Origin of the sequence: Kitasatospora sp. NPDC048540 (assembly GCF_040651175.1) — a bacterium.
In the GTDB taxonomy this organism is placed as follows: domain Bacteria; phylum Actinomycetota; class Actinomycetes; order Streptomycetales; family Streptomycetaceae; genus Kitasatospora.
On sequence record NZ_JBEZIR010000146.1, the window covers coordinates 1 to 21,241 of the forward strand.

General features: G+C 75.9%; 13 protein-coding genes and 1 pseudogene. 2 read left to right on the plus strand and 12 right to left on the minus strand.

The genetic code is table 11. The features are described from left to right. From AB0D08_RS35265 to eccCa, 12 genes and pseudogenes are all read right to left on the minus strand, one after another. Nucleotides 1–972 (minus strand): annotated as a pseudogene (locus AB0D08_RS35265) (hypothetical protein); the annotation flags it as partial. Further along, complete coding sequence (locus tag AB0D08_RS35270) at nt 969–1,361, minus strand: hypothetical protein (RefSeq protein WP_359894367.1); 393 nt, start codon at nt 1,359–1,361, stop codon at nt 969–971. The gene AB0D08_RS35270 and the pseudogene AB0D08_RS35265, both read right to left, overlap by 4 nt. Then, on the minus strand, nt 1,354–1,788 hold the full coding sequence (locus AB0D08_RS35275; RefSeq protein ID WP_359894368.1) for a YbaB/EbfC family nucleoid-associated protein: 435 nt from the start codon (nt 1,786–1,788) through the stop codon (nt 1,354–1,356). The genes AB0D08_RS35270 and AB0D08_RS35275 overlap by 8 nt, the downstream gene beginning before the upstream one ends. Nucleotides 1,789–1,808: 20 nt before the next feature. Further along, nucleotides 1,809–4,724, minus strand: coding sequence for a hypothetical protein (locus AB0D08_RS35280; protein WP_359894370.1), 2,916 nt, complete (start codon nt 4,722–4,724; stop codon nt 1,809–1,811). Nucleotides 4,725–4,802: 78 nt separating this feature from the next. Beyond that, the gene (locus AB0D08_RS35285) at nt 4,803–5,513 is read right to left on the minus strand and encodes a hypothetical protein (RefSeq protein WP_359894372.1); all 711 of its coding nucleotides are present in this window, start codon (nt 5,511–5,513) and stop codon (nt 4,803–4,805) included. A 7-nt stretch (nt 5,514–5,520) separates the two neighbouring features. Next, nucleotides 5,521–5,808, minus strand: coding sequence for a WXG100 family type VII secretion target (locus AB0D08_RS35290; RefSeq protein WP_359894373.1), 288 nt, complete (start codon nt 5,806–5,808; stop codon nt 5,521–5,523). 51 nt (nt 5,809–5,859) lie between these two features. Then, nucleotides 5,860–6,204 carry a WXG100 family type VII secretion target gene (locus AB0D08_RS35295; protein ID WP_359894375.1) on the minus strand — a complete coding sequence of 115 codons (345 nt, stop codon included), beginning with the start codon at nt 6,202–6,204 and terminating at the stop codon, nt 5,860–5,862. Nucleotides 6,205–6,215: 11 nt separating this feature from the next. Continuing rightward, nucleotides 6,216–9,509: a right-handed parallel beta-helix repeat-containing protein gene (locus AB0D08_RS35300; RefSeq protein ID WP_359894377.1), complete on the minus strand. Its 3,294-nt coding sequence runs from the start codon at nt 9,507–9,509 to the stop codon at nt 6,216–6,218. Then, a complete protein-coding gene (locus tag AB0D08_RS35305) occupies nt 9,506–12,667 on the minus strand; it encodes a hypothetical protein (RefSeq protein WP_359894378.1) in 3,162 nt (1,053 codons plus the stop codon). The genes AB0D08_RS35300 and AB0D08_RS35305 overlap by 4 nt, the downstream gene beginning before the upstream one ends. A 2-nt stretch (nt 12,668–12,669) precedes the next feature. Next, nucleotides 12,670–14,010 (minus strand): type VII secretion protein EccB, encoded by a 1,341-nt coding sequence (gene eccB / locus AB0D08_RS35310; RefSeq protein ID WP_359894380.1) that lies wholly within the window; start codon nt 14,008–14,010, stop codon nt 12,670–12,672. 13 nt (nt 14,011–14,023) lie between these two features. Continuing rightward, nucleotides 14,024–15,418, minus strand: a complete 1,395-nt coding sequence (gene eccD, locus AB0D08_RS35315) for a type VII secretion integral membrane protein EccD (protein WP_359894382.1) — start codon at nt 15,416–15,418, stop codon at nt 14,024–14,026. Further along, nucleotides 15,415–19,359 (minus strand): type VII secretion protein EccCa, encoded by a 3,945-nt coding sequence (eccCa, locus tag AB0D08_RS35320; RefSeq protein WP_359894384.1) that lies wholly within the window; start codon nt 19,357–19,359, stop codon nt 15,415–15,417. Before eccCa ends, eccD begins: the two co-directional genes overlap by 4 nt. Before the next feature lie 450 nt (nt 19,360–19,809). Here eccCa and AB0D08_RS35325 point away from each other — a divergent pair, with 450 nt between their 5' ends. Then, nucleotides 19,810–20,517 carry a hypothetical protein gene (locus AB0D08_RS35325; protein WP_359894385.1) on the plus strand — a complete coding sequence of 236 codons (708 nt, stop codon included), beginning with the start codon at nt 19,810–19,812 and terminating at the stop codon, nt 20,515–20,517. Nucleotides 20,518–20,520: 3 nt separating this feature from the next. Continuing rightward, nucleotides 20,521–21,171, plus strand: a complete 651-nt coding sequence (locus AB0D08_RS35330; RefSeq protein ID WP_359894387.1) for a Fic family protein — start codon at nt 20,521–20,523, stop codon at nt 21,169–21,171. Nucleotides 21,172–21,241 lie beyond the last annotated feature (70 nt).

The following is a 21,241-nucleotide window of genomic DNA, read 5'->3' on the forward strand; positions in this document are numbered from 1 at the left end:
GCCCCGGTGCCCGCCGCCCGGGCCGCCGGCCGCCGACAGGTCGGCGCCGCCCGTCCCCGCGCCCGTCCTTGCCGGGCCGCTGCCGCGGGCGCCTTCGGGACCCTCGCCGCCGGGCAGGTGTACGGCCGGCGGGACGTGGACGTCGACGCCGTCGATCTTGGGGGTCGGGCCGCCGCCACGGCGGCGCCTGCCGCTGCCGGCCAACATCCCGCCGGCCAGCCCGCCGGCGCCCGCCATGAGGACGTCGTTCGGGCCGCCGAAGGCGGCGGACAGCACCGTGCTGCCGGCGATTCCGTTGATTCCGCCGATGGCGCCCTTGCCGACCAGCGTGTTGGCCGCATCCTTGAAGAGGCCGCGCGCGCCCTCGCCGATCACTCCGCCGACCCCTCCGCCGATCGCGCCGCTCGCGACCGAGGTGCCCACCGAGGACCAGTCCCACGAGGTGCGGTCGTGCATGAGCCGCTGGATCGCCTGGATCCCCAGGTCCATGCCGGCCATCAGGGCCGCGCCGGTGATGATGGCCTGCATCAGCCGGCGGAGGATCATCATGACCGCCACCCGCGTCGAGGTGATGGCGGCCGGAATCGCCTCCGGGGCCCAGAACGACAGGTCGACGATCTCGCCCGCCAGCCACACCAGCTGGGCGAGGATCATCAGTTTCCCGTGCTGGAGCTGCACCCCGGTGTTCCGCGCGGCGAGGCCCAGCTGCCCCGAGGCGTTGGCGACCTCGGGGATGCTGGTGTGCAGGCTCTGCACGAACCGGTGGAACTGGTCCGCCACCTGGCCGCCGACGTGCTGGAGCACGGCGCTGCCCGCGGTGCCGAGCCGGTCGACGAGGCCGATCAGCCGCCGCTGGGCGTCCTCCCAGGCGTGGCCCAGGACGGCCATGGCGTCCTCGTCGCCCTTCGGCCACCGCGAACCGACCGCCAGGGAGGCGACCCAGGTCAGCTCGGGGGGCAGTTGGATCGTCACCGCTTCCCCGGCCTGGTCGAGTGCTGGCCGCCGCCCTCGTGCCCGCCGGTGGCGGGCGCGTGGCCGGCGCCGCCGTTGAGGGTCTTCGCGTGCGCGGCGTTGTCGTCCTCCAGCTTCCGGAAGTTCTTGGCCATGGTGTCGATGCCGTCGGCGGTCTGGTTCACGACCTCGGCCATCGCCGAGAAGCCGTGCAGGAGTTGGTCCCGAGGTCCCCGGTAGACCTCGGCGAACTGCCGGCCGGACTCGTCGTCGCCCCAGCACGGACCGATGGCCGCGAGCCGCTCGGTGAGGCCGGCGCCGATGCCGTGGAACTCGGAGGCGATCTCCCGTACCCGGGTGAGTGGTTCGCGCAGGCCCTCGGGGTCCACGGCGAAAGTACGGTCAGCCACGGCTGCTCCCGTTGTCGAGTCCGTTGTCGATGTAGTCGCGTACCTGGTCCGGCATACCGGGCTCCTCGGAGAGCAGGTCCGCGGGGTCGGCGGTGCCCCGGAGCAGGGCGGCGGCGCTCGCCCCCGACGGCAGTCGGAGGTCGGTCAGGTGGGTGACCTGCTCCAAGGCGTCGCGCCGGGCCTCGGCGATGGTGGTCAGCAGGGCCTCCGAGAGTTCCTTGGGGGTGAGCCGTCGGAAGGCGCCGGTGGGGAACTCGATCGCGGTCACCTCGCCCTGGGCGTTGGCGGTCACCTTGACGGTCTGCCGGGGCGCGGTCGCCGTCCCGGTGGTCCCGTTGATCCGGCGTCGGGTCTCGGCCGCGCCCGCACGCTGCCGCTGGTACAGGGCGAGGAGTTCCTCGATCTCCTGGTCGTACGTCGAGCTCATGGTTCCTCTCCCGGCTCTGGTCAGATGATGGCGCCGAGGCCCGGCGCGTCCGAGGCGCCCCACAGGTCGCGCTCCTGGACGAGCAGGTCGGCGGCGCCGCGTACCGGGGCCTCCTCCTGCGCCGCCTCGGCGGGCTCCTCCTCGGGGTCGGGTGCGATGTCCTCGGTGGAGCAGGACAGTGCGGCTCCGGCGAGGGCGGCTGCCGCGGGGGTGGCGGCGGCCTCGCCGGTGCGGTTGGGCTGCCAGGTGGCGAACGACGGCTCGGCCGCGGCCGGCACCCCCCAGGTGCCCTCGTCGGCGGTGGCGGGTCCTTCGGCGGTGACGTCCGCCTCCTCCTCGGTGGAGGCCGCCCAGAGCAGCGGCGCGAACGCGGCACCGGCGACGTCCCAGCCGGTGTCCGGCTCCCCGTCACCGGCGGCCGCGGGGAGCGCGACCGCAGCGGGCGCCTGCTCGGTACCGGCGCCCTCCTCCGCCGGGTCCTCGGCGGCAGCCGCAGGTCCGGCCTCCGCTCCGTCCTCGGGACCGGGCTTCCCCGGTCGGGTGGCGCTCCCGGCCCAGAGCGCCGCGGCCTCGCCGACCGTGAGCGCGATGGCACCCGCCTCCCGGCGTTCCCGGTCACCGTCCCGCTCCCGTTCGGGCGCCGCCGCGGCCTCGACGGGGAGGAAGGGCAGCGTCAGGCCCTCGCCGCCGGCCGCGGTGCCCGTCTCGGCGGCTTCGCCGCCGGTCCCGGTGGTCCACGGCTCGGCGTTGTGCTCCAACAGGCCTGAGGCGTCGCTGCGTTCGTTGTTGGTGGTGGTCGGCTGGCCGGCGCTGCCGCTGCCGAGGCCCGGCGGGAAGGGCATGCCCGTGCCGGGGAGGGTGGCTTCGTGGAGGCCGGGTGTGCCGGTGGGGAGGGTGAGGCCTTCGCCGCCGGTGGCGGTGCCGAGGTGGGTAGCGAGGTCGTCGCCGACGTCGGTGGAGCCGGCCCAGGGGTCGGCGTTGTGCTCCAACAGGCCTGAGGCGTCGCTGCGTTCGTTGTTGGTGGTGGTCGGCTGGCCACCGGTGCCGCTGCCGAGGCCCGGCGGGAAGGGCATGCCCGTGCCGGGGACGGTGCCTTCGTGGAGGCCGGGCGTGCCGGTGGGGAGGGTGAGGCCTTCGCCGCCGGTGGCGGTGCCGAGGTGGGTAGCGAGGTCGTCGCCGACGTCGGTGGAGCCGGCCCAGGGGTCGGCGTTGTGCTCCAACAGGCCTGAGGCGTCGCTGCGTTCGTTGTTGGTGGTGGTCGGCTGGCCACCGGTGCCGCCGCCGAGGCCCGGCGGGAACGGCATGCCCGCGCCGCCCAGACCGCCGGTCGACAGGCTCCCGGGGAACGCCACCCCCGCCTGCCCGAGGCCGGGGAAGTCGGATCCCGTGGACAGGCCGGGGAGACCGGTGGGCAGTCCGGCGGAGGTGCTGAGGTCGCCGGGGAACGCGACGGGCTTCCCGCCGGTCGCGCCGCCGCCCACGCCTCCGGTGCCACCGGTGCCGAGGCCGCCGGGGAAGGTGGCGGGCTTCCCGCCGGTCAGGCCGCTGCCCAGGTTTCCGGTGCCGCCCGTGCCGAGGCCGCCGGGGAACGCGCCGACGGGGGGCAGCGACGACCAGGTGCCCGGGTCGGCCGTGCCGAGGCTGTCGCCGAGACCGCCCGTGCCGATGCCGCCCTTACCGGCGCCCACGGTGCCGGTGCCGCCCAGGCCGGTGCCGCCGGGGAACGCGCCCGGCAGCGGCACCGCCGAGCCGAGGCCGCCGATGCCGCCGGTGCCACCGGTGTCGAAGGGTGGCAGGGGGGAGACGCTGCTGAGGTTCCCGGTGCCGTCGGTGCCGGTCCCCCCGGCGAAGGGGCCGGCGTTCGCGGCGCCGAGCGAACCCGGGTCGAGCGCGCCCGGCCCGCCGGTGCCCGTGCCGTCGGGGAACCCGGCGGGGCCGCCGGCGAGGCCGTCGAGGCCGAGCGGGCCGCCGGCCAGGTCGGCGAGCGTGGGTGCGCCGCCGAGGGCGCCGGCGCCCTTGGTGACCAGGCCGCCGTCGAAGGGGGCCACGGCCGCCTTCGGCCCGCCCAGGCCGTCGCCGAGCTTGCCGGCGGCGGCACTCAGGTTCGGCAGCTTCAGCGCGTCGAGCTTGGTCGGGAGGGGCTCCACCCCGAGACCCGACTTGGGGGAGATCTTGGTCCCGTCGGCGGTCGTGAGGTTCGGCAGGTCGCTGGGGTTCGGCTGGCCGGTGCCGCCGCCCCCGCCCAGCGGCGAGGTGATGGGGTCCGGCGACGAGATCTTGTCGATGGTGACCTGGTACTCGGTGGCGAGACTCAGCAGGACCTGCCGCATGTCCCGGTTCATCAGCTCGACCACGCCGGGGGCCTTGCTGACCGGCACCAGGCCGTTGGACATCGCGTGGTAGCCCATCAGGTCCGCCTGGTTAGCGTACCAGTTGTCGATCTCGATGATCTTGTTCTGGGCGTTGCGGAGGTTGACCGCGTTGTCGGCCAGCTGCTGCGGGACGGAGTTCCCGCCCGAGTTCCCGCCCGAGATCTTGTCGGCGACCGCGCCGACCTGCCGGGAGAACAACGTGATCATGTCCAGGAAGCTGTCGGCGGCATCGCCGGTCCACACGCCGTCCTTGCCTGCCAGCGCGTCGCCCTGGTCGGCGAGGGACCGGGCGACTCCGTCGAAGACCAGCTGGACCTGGTAGAAGGCGTCGGCCGCGTCCTGGAGCGACTGGGGATCGGCCACCGACTTGGCCAGGGCGAGGTTGGCCGCGTCGGACACCCCGTTGCTCATGCCGATGATCGCGGCCTGGATGTGGTGCCAGTCCCATGTCCGGTAGTCCTGGACGTGGAAGCTGCCACCGGTGGGATTGCCGAAGAGGACGCCGTTGTCGTCCGTGGTGAAGTCGTCGTCGCTGCTGCCGGTGTCCGTGCTCTTGTCTCCCATGACCCCTCCTGGTCGCTGTGCGCGCGCCGCCCGCCGCCGCCCCCGGGGGTTCGGGGGCGGCGGCGGACCGTGCGCCGATCAGTCGTGCTTTCCGGTGGTGTGGCCGGCGCCGGCGGCACCGCCGGCGCTGCCGCCGGTGCCGGGCCGGCCGCCGCCCGTCCCCTGGCTGCCGCCGTCGCCCGCGCCACCGGCCGGGCCGCCGGCCGGACCGCTGGCGGGATCGCCGCCCGCGTCGTCGATGAACGTGTTGAACTTCCCGGTCGCCCCCGCCACGGCTTGGTGGAGGTCCTTGGCGGTCATCTTGTTGGCGTCCTCGATGGTCTTGTACTGGCCGCTCAACTTCTTCACACCGTCGTGCAGATCACCGAGTGCGTGACCGAGGTCGGTGAGCGCCGCGAGGCACTCGCCCTTCAGACCTGCGTCCTCGTCCAGACCGTTGACCTTCTGCTGGATCGCCGAGGCGTGGTAGAAGTTGCCCGGGTGCACACCGACCGGCCGCAGCGCCTTCTTCGCCGCCTCCACCGGTGCGATGAGCGAGGCGATGTTGTCGGCGAACCTGTCCAGCGAGGCCGTGCTCACGGTGGTCCCGGTCCCCGCCTTCCCCGGCGGTGGCGGGACGGTCGGCGCGGTGAACCCCGACGAGGTGTCGTAGTGGCCGTGCCCGGCGGCGACCGAGGTGTCGCCGCCGAACTCCTTGGGGTGCTTCACACTGCCCCCGCCACCGCCACCGCTGCCCGAGGACGAGCCGTTGTGCTTGAAGTAGTCGAGGTCCTGCTTGCTGTCGGCCATCGGCGGGTCACGACCAGAGCTGGACGCCGGAGCGCTCGCCGTAGAAGTAGTACTCGTTGATGGTGCCCAGCATCTGGGTCGCGGTGGCGGCCTTCTCGGTCATGTCGGCCGCGGCGTTGTCCCACTGGACCTTGACCTGCGCGTAGGTGTCGCGCGCGGCGCTGGTCCACTCGGCGAGGTGGACCGTCGACTGGTTGTCGAGGTCGGCCAGCGCCTGGTTGATCTTCTGGGTGATGGAGGCCATCTCGCCGACGATGGTCTCGACCTGGTCCATCTGGACCCTGTACGTGCTCATGCTGATCTCTCCTCGGTAGGGGGGTGGGGCGGGGGTGGGGTGGTGCCGGGGTCAGAGCGGGAAGCCGACGAGCCCGCTGCCCGCGCTGACCTGCGCCGCGACCTGGTGGGCCACCTGCGAGGTGTCCTGGTGCGTGTTGGCGTACACGTGGGTGTTGGCGGACAGCGTCTCCAACATCTTGGTCAGCGCCTGGTTGAGGCTGCGGAAGTCGGCGAGCCACTCCTGCATGGCCTGGCCGTAGATGGTGGCGGCCTCGCCCTGCCAGCTGCCGTGCAGGGCCTCCACCTGGCCCTCGATCTGGGCGTAGGAGCTGGTCGCGGAGTCCACCGCGTTCTGGAACGTGCCCTGGGCGGCGGTCATGCCCGCCAGTTCGACCTGGGTGAGCTGCTGTGCCATGACGCTTCCTCTCAAGAGTGTGCGGGTACGGTTTCCGGCTGGGGTCGTTCGGCCTCGGGGCGGGAGCCGGTGCCCGCCCGAGGACGTGTGAGGTCGTCCAGGGTGACCGTGCGCTCGCGCGCGGTGGCGGCGATGCGCTCGGCCAGCCGGTGCGCCGCGTACGCGGTGCGCTGCGCGGGCTGCGCGGCGAGGGCGTCGGCCAGTGCGGCGGTCGCCTCCTCGTCCAGGCGCATCCCGTGGGACGACAGGTGACGGAACGTCAGCTCCAGTGCGTGCTCGGCCGTGTAGTCGGCGAGCTCGACGTACTGCGCGAAGGCCTCGGCCAGCTCGGCCCGGCCGCGCAGGGTGTCGATCAGGTACGGGCCGCTGCCGGTCAGCACCAGGACGGTGCCCTCCGCGCCCCGGGCCGCGGTGGCCAGCGCCGCGAGGACGGCGTCACACTCGTCGGGCCCGCGCCCGGCGAAGGCCGGGTCCGCCTCGAGGACCAGCACCCCGCCCGCGGCGTCGGCCACCGCGGCGGTCAGCCGCACCAGCGGCTGCTCGGGCCAGCGGGCCGGCACGGCCGACAGCGCCAGGTGCGTGGTCGAACCGGTGGCCAGCAGGCCGAGTTCGGTGAGGGCGTGGGCGTACACCCGGGCCAGGGCCCGGCGTCCGCTGCCCGGTGCGCCCTGGATCACCAGGTGCGGGGTGGGGCCGGTCGGGGCGCCCGCCCGGCGGGCCCGCGCGATCAGCAGCAGCCGTTCGCGCAGCGCGGCGCGGGCCTCCTCGGCGCCGGTCATGGCGTCGAGGCGCTCCAGCGCGGACCGGCCCGCGGCCGGCCCGGTCGGCGGCTCCGCTGCGCCCGGCACGGCAGGCGCGGTCGCCTCGCCCGGCGCCTCGGGTCGGGTCGGTTCACCCGGTGCCTCCGGGTCGGCCTGTGCGCTCGGCATGGTGATCACGTCGGAGCCGGTCAGGCGGGACAACTCCCGGTCGCTGTCCGGAGGTTCCGTGGCCAGCCGGGAGGCCTGCCGGTTGATCATCTCCTCGAAGACCTGCCGGGCGACCCGGCCGTTACCGAAGGTGGCGCTCTTCGGCACCTCCTCGAAGTAGCGGTGCAGCGCCGCCACCGCGTCCTCGTCGGGCTCGTAGTAGTGCTTGCCGCACAGGCCCTGGACGATGGTGACCAGCTCGTCCGAGCTGTAGTTGGGGAACTCGACGGTACGGGAGAACCGAGAGGCCATGCCGGGGTTGGAGGCGAGGAACTGCTCCATCTGCGCCGAGTACCCGGCGACGATGACCACGATCTCGTCGCGGTGGTCCTCCATCAGCTTCATCAGCGTCTCGACGGCCTCCTGCCCGAAGTCCGGCCCGGTGCCGCGGGACTGGTTGGTCAGGGTGTAGGCCTCGTCGATGAAGAGCACTCCGCCGAGCGCCTTCTTGACGACCTCGGTGGTCTTGATCGCGGTGCCGCCGATGATCTGCGCCACCAGGTCGGCCCGCGCCACCTCGACGATGTGGCCCTGGCTGAGGATGCCCAGTTCGGCCAGCACCGCCCCGTACAGCCGTGCCACGGTGGTCTTGCCGGTCCCCGGCGGGCCCGCGAAGACCAGGTGGCGGCTCATCGGCGGCATCGGCAGGCCCATCTCCTGCCGCCGCTGGGCCAGCTTGTTGACGTTGATCAGGCCGGTGACCTCGCGCTTGACGCTCTCCAGTCCGACCAGGGCGTCCAGGTCGGCCAGCGGGCCGGTGCCCAGGCCCGTCGCCTCCGCCGCACCGGGGGCCGCCGGGGCGTCGGACAGGCCGGCGGCGGCCGCGTCCGGCGGCGGGCCGCCACCGTCGGTGTCCAGCCGGGCGACGTCCGGCTCCCCGGCGCCGCGGACCCGGCCGACGGCCGCGCCGGCGTTGCCGCGGATCTCGCAGTCGTGGATCCGCACCGGCCCGTCGGTCGCGGAGCGCACCCCGTCACCGCCGTTGTCGCACACCGCGCAGTTGTCCAACTCGGCCCGCGCGGAGGGCAGCAGCTGGACGCCGTGGCGGCGGGCCCCGGTGATCCGGCAGCCGACCGCGGTGAGCGAACCGCCCTCGGCGACCCGGATGCCGTCCCCGCCGGATCCGGTGAACTCGCTGTCCCGGCAGTCCAGTCCGGCGCCGTCGCCGACCAGCGCCGGACCGCCGCGGAGCAACGAGGAGAGCAGCTCGGCGCGGGCGCCGGCGTCCAGGGTCAGGGCCGCGTCCCCGCCGGTGGCGAGCACCCGCACACCGTCCAGCTCGGCACTGGCCCCCTCGCCCAGCACGATCCCGCAGCCGCGGTCGAGTTCGACCTCCGTCTCACGGGCCGACAGCCGGCCGGCGTCGGTCACGGACACCGCGGCGGTGGTCGTCCCGGCGAAGGAGGTCTTCTCGCAGACCGTCTCGGAGCCGCCCTCCACCAGCAGGCCGACCGGCGTTCCGACGATCCGGCAGCCCTCAAGCCGGGCCGCGGACCCCTCGCCGACCCGGATCCCGCCGTCGGCGGCCGGGCCGATCCCGCAGCCGCGGAGCACGGGCCGGGCCCCGGCGCCGACGTGCACCGAGGTGCCCCGGGAGCCGGTGAACGAGCAGTCGGTCAGGACCGTTGCACCCTGACTGGTCAGATAGGCGTCCAGCGTCGAACTCCCGCTGACGGAGAGGCTGCTCAGCCGGGCCCGGCCGTCCTGTTCCACCGCGACCGCGGGCTTTCCGCTGCCCTCGATCCGCCCGCCTTCGACCACCACGGCGCCCCGGCCGTTGACGCAGATCCCGTTGCCCCGCGGTCGCACCAGCGAACAGTCACGGACCGTCAGTTCGCCGTGCTCGGCGATGACGAACGCGGAGGAGGCGATGTCGGTGAGGACGCACTGCTCCACCAGGCTCGCGCCGGCCGAGGTCACCACGATGCCGGCGCCCCGGGCGTTGGACACCTCGCAGGCGCGCAGCGCCAGTACACCGTCCTGCCAGGCCAGCACCGCGGCCCAGGACTCACCGGACAGCCGGCAGCCGTCCAGCGCCGCCTGCCCGCGCCGCACCTCCAGCACCGGCGCCTCGGCGTCGGCGCCGGAGAGTTCCAGACCGGACAGGCGCACCGCCTCGGCGTCCACCACCACGGTGCTGCCGGTGGCCGCGTGCAGCACCACCGGGCCGTCGCCGTCCTCGGCGGCCAGCGTCACCGGCCTGGTGACGGTGAGCGCCTCCTCGTACCGGCCCGCGGCCACCGTGATCAGGGCCCCGTCGACCGCGTCGGCCAGTGCCGCGGCGATGGTGGGGTACGCGCCCGGCCGTTCCCGGGAGACCAGCAGCCGCCGGCTCATGCCGCCACCGCCTTCGGCGCGGTGCGGGGGAGCAGACCGGGCGCGGTGCCCGGGACCGGCGGGGTCGGTCCGGCGTCGCCGCCGGTGCGGGCGGGCGAGGCGGGGCCGTCGGCGGCCCGGGCCAGGCCGTCCAGGGCGATCTCGTCGAGTGGCACGTTCGTCTTCCTGTTCTCCGAACCCTCCGAGGCGGAGAGTTCGCGCAGCAGCAGTCGGTCCTGGTCGTCGGAGCCCAGCACCCGGAACCTCGTCCCGGGCGGGAACACCACCCGGTCCGGGGCGGCCGGGGCGAGCAGGGCGGTCCGGCGGGCCGTCAGCGACCAGATCAGGAAGTCGGTCGCGCCGGTCACCGGCTCCGCGGTGCGGGCCCACGCGGTGCAGAAGGCCCACTCGGTCAGCACGTCGCCCTGGCGGTACCAGGCCCGTTCGGACGGGTGCAGGGCGGCGCGCAGCAGCGTGGCGCCGCGGTGGGACGGCAGCCGCCGCAGACCTGCCGCCACGCAGCGGGCCAGCGGCACGTGCGGTCCGACGGTCGCCGTCCGGACCGCGGCGTCCAGCGCCGCGCCGTCGCCGGTGAGGTAGAGCCGCAGGGCGGCGAGGTCGGTGAACGCGTCGGTCTCCTCGGCCCGGGTGGCGCCGCGAAGCCCCGGTGATTCGGACAGCACCCGGGACACCGTGCCGGAGGCCGCGTTGAACTGCCGGGCGAAGGTGCGCCACACCCACTCCCGTTCCCGGGCCATCCCGCGCTCGTGCGGTACGGCGCTCGCGTCCGCCGCGGGCACCGGCTGCACCCGGACCGCGGATGCGGCCGCCAGGGCGGGGACCGGTACGACGGCCGGGGCGGGGGACCGGTCCGGTACGGCGCGCGGCGCGGCGGGGACCGGCTCCGGCGGGGCGAGCGACTCCAGCCGGATCCCGGGCAGGCGCGCGGGACGGGCGGCCGGTGGCGCGGGCGTCGCCGGTGCCTCGGACGGTTCGGACGTCCCGGACGGCGCCGGAGGCCGCGGCAGGTCCTCCCCGGGCACGGGTGCGTCGGGCCGGGCGGGGACCGGCGGTGCGGCCGGGTCCTCGGTCGGCGGTGCGGCGGGGCCGTCGGCCGCGGGCGTCGGCGGCCCGGCCGGGGGAGCCGGCGGTGCGAGGACGGGCTCCGGGACCGGCGCCGGGCCGCCCGGGGCCGCGGGCGTCGGCGGCTCGTCGCGGGTCGGTGCGCCGGGCACCCGCCCCTCGGCCGGGTACGGCCCGGCCTCGAGGCCGGCGCCGGTGGAGCGCACCATACGGGTGTCGAACGGGTCAGCCGCTACCTGAGCGGGCGTTGGCCCGCCCGCCACGGCCACCTGTGCTCCGCCCGCGGCGCCGGGCGGCCCGCCCGGCACGGACACCGGTGCCGACGTCGTCTGCGGCAGTGCGGTGCCGGGCGTCGCGGGCGTGCCGGGTGCGCCGGACGCCGGCCCGGCGGAGCTGAGCAGGGCCCCGGACGGCCGCGCGGGCGCCGAGGGATGTCCGGACCCGGCCGGGGCGGAGTGGACCGAGGGCAGGGCCGGCGCGGCGTCAGGGACGGGCACCCGGGCCGCGGGCGCCGCGGCCCGGGTGTCGGCTGCGCCGGTCACCGCGAGGTCCTCCACCGTGCCTCCGGCGGGCCGGACGCCCGCACGGCGGCGGGTCCGCGGACCGCCGAGGGAGATGAGCCGCGCCGGGGCGCCGGCCGCCCCCGCCCCCGCCGTCCCCGCCACCACCGGTCCGGAGCCGGCCGCGGTCGCGGAGTCGGCCGTCGCCCAGAACGCGAGGTGCGCGGGCCGGCGCGGAGCCGACCGGGGAGCCGTGCCCGGGCGGGTGTTGTCGTCCATCGCCACCGGCTCGCCGAGCGACCACGGACCGGCCTGCTCGGCGGGCGCGGCGAGGCCCGGGGCGTCGGCGGGCGCGATCCGGAAGGCGTCCCTGGCATCCGGCGGGAGCCGCCACAGCAGGTCCTGCGCGAAGGCGTGCATCCGTTCGGCGCGCGCCGGTTCGCTGCGGTCGTACAGCAGCGCCGCGTGGCCCCACGGGGCGGGGCGCCGCCGGATGTCGTTGCCGCCGTAGGGCTCCAGCGCCGGACGCACCCACAGCCCGGACTGCACGATCTCCAGCACCGTGTCGGGGGCCAGCTCGAAGACACCGGCGCCGACGTGCGCCAGGCCCGGCAGCGGGCTGCGCACCCCGAGCAGCTCCGGTGGCGCCGTCTCGGCGAGCGGGTGGCGGCGCGGCGAATAGCGGTACTGCGCGGCGAACGGCTGCCACCCCGGGGAGCCGTCGGGCAGCAGGCCGCGCACGTCCGGCGGGGCGTCGTGCCCGGCCGGCAGCACGGGCAGACCGGCGCACACCACCACGTGCTCGCCGAAGGCGTCCGCCAGCTCCTGGCCGAGCGCACCGGCCCCGGAGGGCAGCGCGACCGGCCCGTACGGGACGAACCGCACCTGACGGCGGGCCGACGGCAGCACGGTGTTCCACAGGCCGAACGCGTCGGCCAGCGGCACCGCGGGGCCGCCCGGGCTGCCGAGCACCACGGTCAGCACCTGCGGGTCGGTGGGCAGCGACTCCACCAGCCTGCGCCAGCCGTCGTGCAGGGCGTTCGGCCGGGCGCCGCGCAGCCAGACACCGCACGGCACCGACTCGACCACGCCGTACGGGCTGGTCGCCCACGGCCGGTCGAGGGTGGTGAACTCCCACATCGGGCGCGGGTAGCGGCGCGACTCCGGCCGCGCGGGCGCGTCCGGGCGCAGCTGGAGCCAGCCGGCGCCGTGGTCGATCGGGACGAACAGGCCGCCGCCCGCGGTGGGTACCGGCCGGCCGTCGGGGACCAGCACGACCCGCCGCAGCCGGTCGGCGATCCGCTGCCCGGCCCACCGGGCCTCCGCCGGGGTGGCGCGCCCGAAGACCAGCCGCAGGCTGCCGGGCCGCCCGGCGAGCAGCCGGGCCACCGCGTCCCAGACGCTGTGCGGCGCGCCGTGCGGCAGGTCGAGGACGACGGGGGTGTGCTGGGGGTCCGGTGCCAGCCCCGCGGTGAACTCCACGGCCTGCCGGTCCGGTGGGCCCTTGGGGTGGACGAGCAGGGCGGGCCCGACGGCCCGGCACTGCAACGGCCAGGCGGTGGGGCGGGTCCGGCGGGGACGGGTCCTGAGCCGCACGGTCACCGACCTCCCAGCGTCGCCCGGACGGCCGCGACGTCCAGCGCCGGGCCCTGCGGGAGTGCGGCCAGCAGCTCGGCCGGCACCGGCGTCCTCGGCCGGCCGGCCAGGCCGAGCTGGGCGGCGGCCGGGCCGTCGCCGATCGGGTAGGCGGTGCCCTGGTCGTCGATCAGATAGCTGCGCGGGGCCGGGGCCCGGGCCGCGAGCTGGGCCTGGTCGACGGCGTAGACCCCGCTGTCGGCCGGCAGCAGGACCGTTCGCCCGCCGGTGGCCGCGGCGCCGCCCTCCAGTACCACCCGGGTGCCGATCGCGGTGCCGTCGGGTGTCTGGGCCAGGCACAGGACCTGGCCGGCGGCGCCGGCCGGGGGCGCGTTGCGGACGTCGGGCAGGCGGTCGGGCGGCGGGGGAGCGGCGGACAGCGGGGTGCTCGCCATGTCCGCCGCGCCGACCTGGCGGACGGCCGGGGCGCCGGGAACCGCGGCGAGCAGCGCGGACTCGGTGGCGTTGACCGGGGCGATGCCGTCGGAGCGCATCACGTAGTGGTGCTCGGTGCCGCCCGTGGTGGTGCGGAACAGCTGGCCCACGGTGACGGCCGCGCCCGCCACCTGCCCGGCCGGGTCGCCCGCGCCGGGCACGGCCGGGGCGGCCAGCGGCGGGCCCTCGGGCAGGGCGGCCAGCCAGCCGGGCCCGGCCGGCACCGCCCGCTCGCCGTCGAGGCCGAGGGCGATCAGTGCACTGTCGGAGGGCACCGGGTAGCGGACGCCCCCGAACAGCAGGTAGCGCCTGCCGTCGGGCCCCGCCAGCAGGGCCTGCCGGTCGGCCGGTACCGCGGTGGTGCGCCCCTGCGGCGCGAAGTCCACGACCTGGCCGGTCGCCAGGTCGGGGCGCAGGCAGCGGGTCCAGCCGCCGGTCAGCAGCCGGGCGGCGTCGGGCACGGCGTCCGGCGCGCCGGGGATGCCGACGGGCGCGCCGTGCGGGGCGCCGGCCAGCGTGCCGCGGTCGGCGGTCTGCATCGCGGCGGTGCTGCCGGCCAGCAGCAGCGCCGAGGCCCGGTTGCGCACCGGGCGCAGCTCGCCGTCGAGGTACAGGTAGCGGTTGCCGGTCTGCTGCTCCAGGACGATCGAGCCGGGGGTGCGCCAACCGGCCGACGGGACCGGCGAGATCAGCCCGTACACGCCGTAGCCGGCGCACAGCAGGACGGTCACCCCGGCCCCCAGGAAGGTGCCGAGCGCGGCGCGCCTGGTCGGGCTCTCGCCGCGTCCGGGGTCACCGCTCACCAGGGCCGTGGCCAGCCTGCCCATGGCGAACTGGTAGGCCTGGACATGGTCGCGTCGGGTCTGCACGGGTCTCCTCCCCTCAGCTGAACAGCGCCCGGACGGCGGTGTAGAGGTGGACGGTCTGCAGCAGCAGCGGGAACAGGGCCAGCGCGGTGAGGAGTTCGAGGATGTCGCCGAGGTGGCCCCAGATCGGCAGCGGGCGGCTGTCCGGCAGCCGTCGGGCGGCCGTCAGCAGCAGCGCGGCGGAGGCGAGCAGCAGGACGAGGACGGTGACCCTCGCCCCGGCCCCGGCCGGGGCGACCCGGACCAGGAGCAGCACGGTCAGCCCGGCGGCACCGGACAGGACCGCCGCCACCCGCTGCACGGTGCCGGTCAGGCCCCGGGCGCGCAGCAGCACGGCCGAGCCGAAGACCAGCGGCACCAGCCAGCCGGTCCACCCGGGCAGCTGCGCCAGGTACCAGAAGCCGGCCGTGTGGACCAGGGCACCGGCCACGGCCAGCCCGTCGAGGCAGGCGGTCGCGACGGCCACCCGCCGGGCCACCCGTTCCTGCGGCTCGGGCTCGATGTCCTGCTGCAACTCCTCCGCGTTGTTGGGCAGTTGCGGGGCACGCAGCCGGGCGGCGCGCAGCGCCAGACGCGGGCCGAAGTGGCCGAGCACGAACACCGCCCCGGCGGTGACCGCGACCGCCTGTCCGGTCTCCCAGTGGGTCAGCCGGACGAGCGCCGCGGCGCCCGCCGCGGAGACCGCGGTGACCAGGGCGGCGGCGCCGGCCGCGACCGGCAGCGCCCGCAGGGCGAGCAGCAGGGCGGACAGCGCGCCCACGCCGCCGGCGGCGATCAGCACGCCGGGTGCGTCCGGGTGGTGCCCGCCGGACGCCAGCCCGGCGAGGGCGCCGAACAGCAGCGAGCCGGCGCCGGTGATCAGGGCGGCGGCGCGGTCGCGGGCCGCCTTCCGGGCGGCCGCGGCGCCGGCGGCCAGGAGCACCGCGACGGCTCCCGCGGCCGCCGCGGTGGCCGGACCGGGACCGCGGCCGAGCAGGGCCGCCGCGAGGGCGAGCAGGGCCAGGGCGGCCAGGGCGATGGCCAGCAGCCGGGTGGAGCGCGGCTGCCAGCGGCCGGGCCGGTCGGAGACCACCTGCGCTACCCCGTCGGCGAGGTCGTCGAACTGCAGGGCGGGCAGAGCGGCTTCGGCGGGCCGCAGGTGCAGCACGTCGCCGTCGCGCAGGCCCAGGCTCTGCGCGGTACCGGCCGGGTCGAACGGGTCCTCGCCCAGCCGCTGCAGCACCCACGCGGAGCCGGCTCCGGCGGCGGAGCCGGGCAGGGCGTCCAGCAGCAGGGCCTGCAGCGCGGAGACGGTCAGGGTGACGGGGATCGCGAGGTCGCTGCGGCCGGCCGGACCCGCCACGGTGATCCGGCAGACCTCCGGGACGGCGAACGGTTCGCGCAGGGGTGCGGTGCGGGGTGCGGGGGTCACGGGGCGGTCACCAATCCGGTCTGCACGAGCCGGACGGACCGGCGGGTGACGAGTTGGGCGCGTCCGGCGGGCAGCGTGCGCGGCTTCGCCTCGCCGAGGAACTTGCCCTCCTCCTTGGGGTAGGAGAGCAGCAGGGCCGGATTGCCGAGCTCCCACAGGGGCCGCAGCACCGGGTCCATCATGGCGCGCATGGCGCCGGAGGTACTGCGGGCGATGACCAGGTGCAGGCCGATCGCGCGGCCGTGCGGCAGCAGCGGCACCAGCGGGGCCAGCGGCGCGCTCTGGCCCGCGGACGCGGCCAGCAGGTCGTAGTCGTCGACGACCAGGAACAGCAGCGGCCCGCTCCACCAGTCGCGCCGGGCGAGCCGCTCGGGGGTGATGTCGGGGCCGGGGACCCGCCGGCCCAGCGAGACCACGGTGTTGGCGGCGAGCTGCCCGAGCGACTCCCGGTCGACCACGTAGCCGACCCGGTACTCCTCCGGGACCATGGCCAGCAGGCCGCGCCCGGGGTCGGCCAGCGCGATCCGCGCCTGCTCCGGGGTGTACCGGTCGGTGATGCCCCGGATCGCCAGACGCAGGGCATTGGTCTTGCCGGTCTCGTCGTCGCCGAACACCATCAGGTGCCCGGTCGCCGAGAAGTCGTGCCAGACCGGCTCCAGGCGCTGTTCGTCCAGGCCCAGGCAGATCCGCAGGTCGCCCTCGGCGGGCGGGAGTTGCTCGACCGGCAGCCGGCCGGGCAGCAGCCGGACACCGGGGGCGCCGGGGCCGGTCCAGAAGGTGCCGATCTCGGCGACCGCGGCCTTGGTCGCCTCGGTGAGGTCGGCGGTTCCCGCGTCGCTGTCCAGCCGCGGCAGCGCGGCCAGGAAGTGGTAACCGGACGGTGTCAGGCCACGGCCCGGCTGGTGCGGGACGGCCGCGGCGATCCGGCTGCCCACCTCGGACTCCAGCGCGTCACCGAGCCGCAGTTCGAACTTGGTGCCCAGCATGTCCCGCAGCCGCGGCCGGATCTCCGACCAGCGCACGGCCGAGGCGACCAGGTGGATGCCGAACGACAGGCCGCGCACCGCGAGTTCCATCACCCGCGGCTCAAGGTCGTCGAAGTCCTGGCGCAGGGTGAACCAGCCGTCCACCACCAGGAAGACGTCGCCGTACGGGTCGTCCACCTCGCGCCGCTCGCGCAGCCGCCGGTACGCCGCCATCGACTCCAGGCCGCGTTCGGTGAACTCCCGCTCCCGGCGCTCCAGGAGCTGGGTCAGCTCGGCGATGGTGCGCAGCACCCGGTCGCGTTCCAGCCGGGTGGCGACCGACCCGACGTGCGGGAGGCCGGCGATCGACACCAGCCCGCCGCCGCCGAAGTCCAGGCAGTAGAACTGGACCTCCTCCGGCGTGTGGGTGAGCGCCAGCGCCAGGACCAGGGTGCGCAGCAGGGTGGACTTGCCGGTCTGCGGCGCCCCGACCAGGCCCAGGTGGCCGTCGGCCCCGGACAGGTCGGCCACCAGCAGCTCGCGGGACTGCTCGAACGGCCGGTCCACCGTGCCGAGCGGGACGGTGAGGCGCCCCACACCCGGATGGTCGGCGGCGCTCATGCCGCGCACGGGGTCGGGCACGATACCGGGCAGCAACTGGTCCAGGCTGGGCGGTTCGGTCAGCGGCGGCAGCCAGACCTGACGGGCCGGCGGGCCGCTCTCCTCCAGCCGCCCGACCAGCACCTCCAGCAGGCTCCCGCTGCCGGGCGACTCCCCGGCCGCCCCCGGCTCCCCGCCCGCGGCACCGGCGCGCGGACCGGGCCGCAGGGCCTCCCCGGCCGGCTCCGGCGGGTCGGACAGCACCGGGCCCTGCCGGTCGAGGCCGAACGCGGTCACCTCGTCGCGGACCCGGGAGGCGAGCTCCGGCTCCTCGTCCGGTCCCGCCGGCTCGGGCGCCGGCCCGGACACGTACGCGGCCTTGAACCGCACCAGGTTGGTGGTGTCCACCTTGAGGTAGCCGTGCCCGGGCGCCGACGGCAGCTCGTACGCGCCCGCGACACCGATCACGCTGCGGGACTCCATCGAGGAGAAGGTGCGCAGCGCGAGCCGGTAGGACAGGTGGCCCTCCACCTTGTGGATCCGGCTCTCGTCGAGCCGCTGCGAGGCGAGCAGCAGGTGCACCCCGAGGCTGCGGCCCAGCCGTCCGATCGAGACGAACAGGTCGATGAACTCGGGCTTGCTGGAGAGGAGTTCGGAGAACTCGTCGACGATGATCAGCAGCGAGGGCAGCGGGGTCAGCCCGGCTCCCGCGGCCCGCGCCTTCTCGTACTCGAACAGCGAGGAGTGGCCGGACTCCCGCAGCAGCTCCTGGCGGCGGATCAGCTCGCCGTTGATGGAGTCCCGCATCCGGTCGACCAGGTGGATCTCGTCGGCGAGGTTGGTGATCACGGCGGAGGTGTGCGGCAGCCGGTCGAGGTTGAGGAAGGTCGCGCCGCCCTTGAAGTCCACCAGCACCAGGTTGAGCACCTCGGAGGAGTGGGTGGCGACCAGGCCGAGCACCAGGGTGCGCAGCAGCTCGCTCTTCCCGGACCCGGTGGCCCCGATCAGCAGGCCGTGCGGCCCCATGCCGCCCTGCGCGGACTCCTTCAGGTCCAGCTCCACCACCTCGCCCTCCTCGGTCACCCCGAGCGGCACCCGCAGCCGGGCGGACTGCGCCTGCCGCGGACCCCACAGCGTCGGCACGTCGAAGCGGTGCGGGTCGCGGATGCCCAGCAGCGTGGTCAGCTCCAGGTCCTGGTCCAGCGGGCGGTCGAGCAGGTCGACGGCGCCGCCGGTGCGCCTCGGCGCGAGCGTGCGCGCCAGGGTCTCGGCCTCGGCGGGCAGCAGGGCGTCCGCGGTCGCGGAGATCGTGTCGGCGCCGGAGGGGATCTCCACCTGCCGGCCGTGCACGCTCAGCCGCAGCACCTTGGGCCCGCCGGTCATCGCCCCCGTGGCGTCCAGCAGCACCAGGTTGCGCAGGCCGCCGTGGAGCAGCCGGGAGGACTCCGGCAGCCGGACGCCCTGGGCGACGACGACCACGAACGGCTCGGCGATGCTCGGGCCCGCCGCCGGATCGTGGTCCGGCCGGTCCGCGACGTCCGCGCCGAGCAGCTCCATCAGCCCGTCGTGGTCACCGGCGGCCAGCCGAACCGGGCCGGCCGCGTCCTGCTGCGCCGGGTGCGCGGTGTGCGGCAGCCACTTGAGCCAGTCCCACTCCGCGCGGCCCGCCTCGTCGGCGAGCAGCGCGATCTTCAGCTCGTCCGGCGAGTGCAGCACCGCCAGTTGGGCCACCACGGCGCGCAGCAGGTCGAGCGCGGGTTCGCCGTCCCCGGCCAGCTCCACGCTGGTGAAGCGCCGCAGGGCCAGCGGGACGGGCAGCCGGCGCACGGTCTGGTGCGCCTTGGTGAACCGCCGCAGCGACACCGCCGACAGCGGCTCCAGGTCCTCCACCGGTTTGGTCTGCGGCGGGACGAACTCCAGGGCCGCGCGGCGCAGTCCGAGCCCGATCCGGACCTGCCCGAAGTCCTCGTGGCTCGGCCGCCGCTCCCACAGCCGCGGGCCGCGGGCCAGCGCCCACAGCTCGCCGGGCTCGGGGTTGTCCCACAGCAGGGCGGCGCGCTGCCGGTCGGCCGCGGTCCGGGCCTGCCGCCGTTTCTGCGCCAGGTACCGGAGGTAGTCGCGCCGTTCGGCCCGGGTGCGGCGGCGCCGCTCACCGCCGGAGCGCCCGAGCTGGGTGAGCGTCATACTCACCATCGCGACGCCCATCATTCCGGACATCATGTAGGTGGTCGCTCCGGCGGAACGCACGGAGAACATCAGCACCATCGCGCCCGCACCGAGACCCATCGGCAGGTACATCAGCGCGGAGCCGAAATCCATTCCGGCGGGCTCGCCCATCACCGGGGGCTCGGCGAGTTCGACCTCGTCATCCGGCATGGCGGGACTTTCGGCGCGCGGGGCACGCCTGACCAGCAGATTGCTCACGGGAGTTCGTTTCCTTCGTGCGTGGGCACGACAATTCGCATCACGGACTCTAGGTCGGTCCACCCGCCGCTGTAAATGCGATCCGGCGGCGAATTCCCTTTCCCGGGAGCGCTTTTGACCGTTCGGGCAGAACGGCCCCGGAAAGCGAATTGGTGAAAGCTCAGGTAATCCTCAAGAGATAGAGGTCAAGCCGGTCCGGCGCACCGCCGGGCGGCTCCGCCGCGAGCGATCCGGGCAGGACTCGGGCATGATCAGGAGGTTTCGGGCCCCGAAACCGCACCCGGCAGCCGGGCGGGCCGGGCGAACCGGGCAATCGGTCCGCACCGCACCGCCCACGGCCGGCGCCCGGACCGTCCGGAAAACCCTTGAGGGTGTCGCGGCCCGCCGTGAAACACTCGGCCGATGCCGTACCACCGAGCCCCCTACGACCTCACCTGGGCCGAGGCCGACCCCCGCAGCCACCCCTTCGACGGCCCTTCGGCCCGCGCGGCGGTCGCCGCGCTCGGGCCCGCCCGCGCGGTGCCCGTCCGTCCGGCCGGAGCCGCCGCCGACGGCGCCGTGATCCGCTGGTCCCACGGCGAGGGACGGGCCTGGACGGACACCATGACCGAAGCCCTCGCCGACCACTTCGGCGACTGGGCACTCGGCTGGCGGTGGGCCCACGACGAGGGCGACATCGGCGGCGGACCGGTGGGCGGTTGGTGCTGCCCACGGGATTCGATCACCACCCCGGACGCGACCCTCACCAGGGTCGCGACGGCCCTGTGCGAGTGGCGCACCTGGCTGGAGGAACTGGCGGAGCACTTCGACCGCTACCGGCTCGACACCGTCCCGGCCGAGGACCGGCAGCAGGTGTGGGAGCGCGCCGCCGTCCACCTGGTCACCCAGGTCGTCGACCGCACCGGCGCGGGCGACGCCTGGTACGGGCACTGCGAGCAGGTGCTCACCTGGTTCCTCACCCGCTGGGGCGTGCCGGCGGGCCAGGCGCAGGCCCTGGTGGCGGAGGCGATCGGCGGACGGTTCGAGAGCTGGACCGGACCCGAACCCGACCTGCTGGACGACGTCGCGCAGCGCCTCGCGCACGCGCTCGGCGACGCCGACGGGACCTGAGCCGTGCCCGACCACCTGCAGGCCTGGCTCGCCGTCCGCGAGACGGTCCCCTGGCAGCGGACACGGGCCACCGCCGGCGACCGCCCGTTCACCCCGGCCCGCGACGGCGCCGTCCACGACATCCGCTCGTACGACCACGCCCGCGACCCCGAACGGGCGGACGCCCTGCTCGAAGCCCTGCACCGGGTACGGGCGGACGCCGCCGCCGGCGCGCCGCTCACCTGCGACCTGCTCACCGGCTGGCAGCGGACCCTGCTCCGCTCGCGGGACGCGGCGTTCCGCACCCGCCCGGCGTACGCCAAGGCCGGCCGCGAACGGTACGGCATCGCACCGGACACCCGCCGCCGCTTCGAGGCCTGCCTGGCCCAGGGCGACGACACCCGGCTCCCGCCCGCCGCCCGGGCCGCGCGGGCCTACCTCGACGTCTGCTTCTTCCACCCGTTCGACGACGGCAACGCCCGCTCGGCCTTCCTCACCCTCACCTTCGTGCTGGCCCGCGCCGGGATCGCGCTGGACCAGGTCGGCCCGGTCCGCCGGCTGTCCCGTCGCGCCGACGACCCCGCCGGCGCCCTCGCCCTCGCCGACCTGGTGGCCGTGCTGACCGACAGCAGCAGGCGCCGCGGCACCCCGGTGCCCCTTCCGCGGGTCCCGTAGCCGTGGGCCGGCGCGTCCGTCGGCGGGATCACCCGGCCGGCGGGCCCGCCGGCCGGGCGGGCGGCCGGAA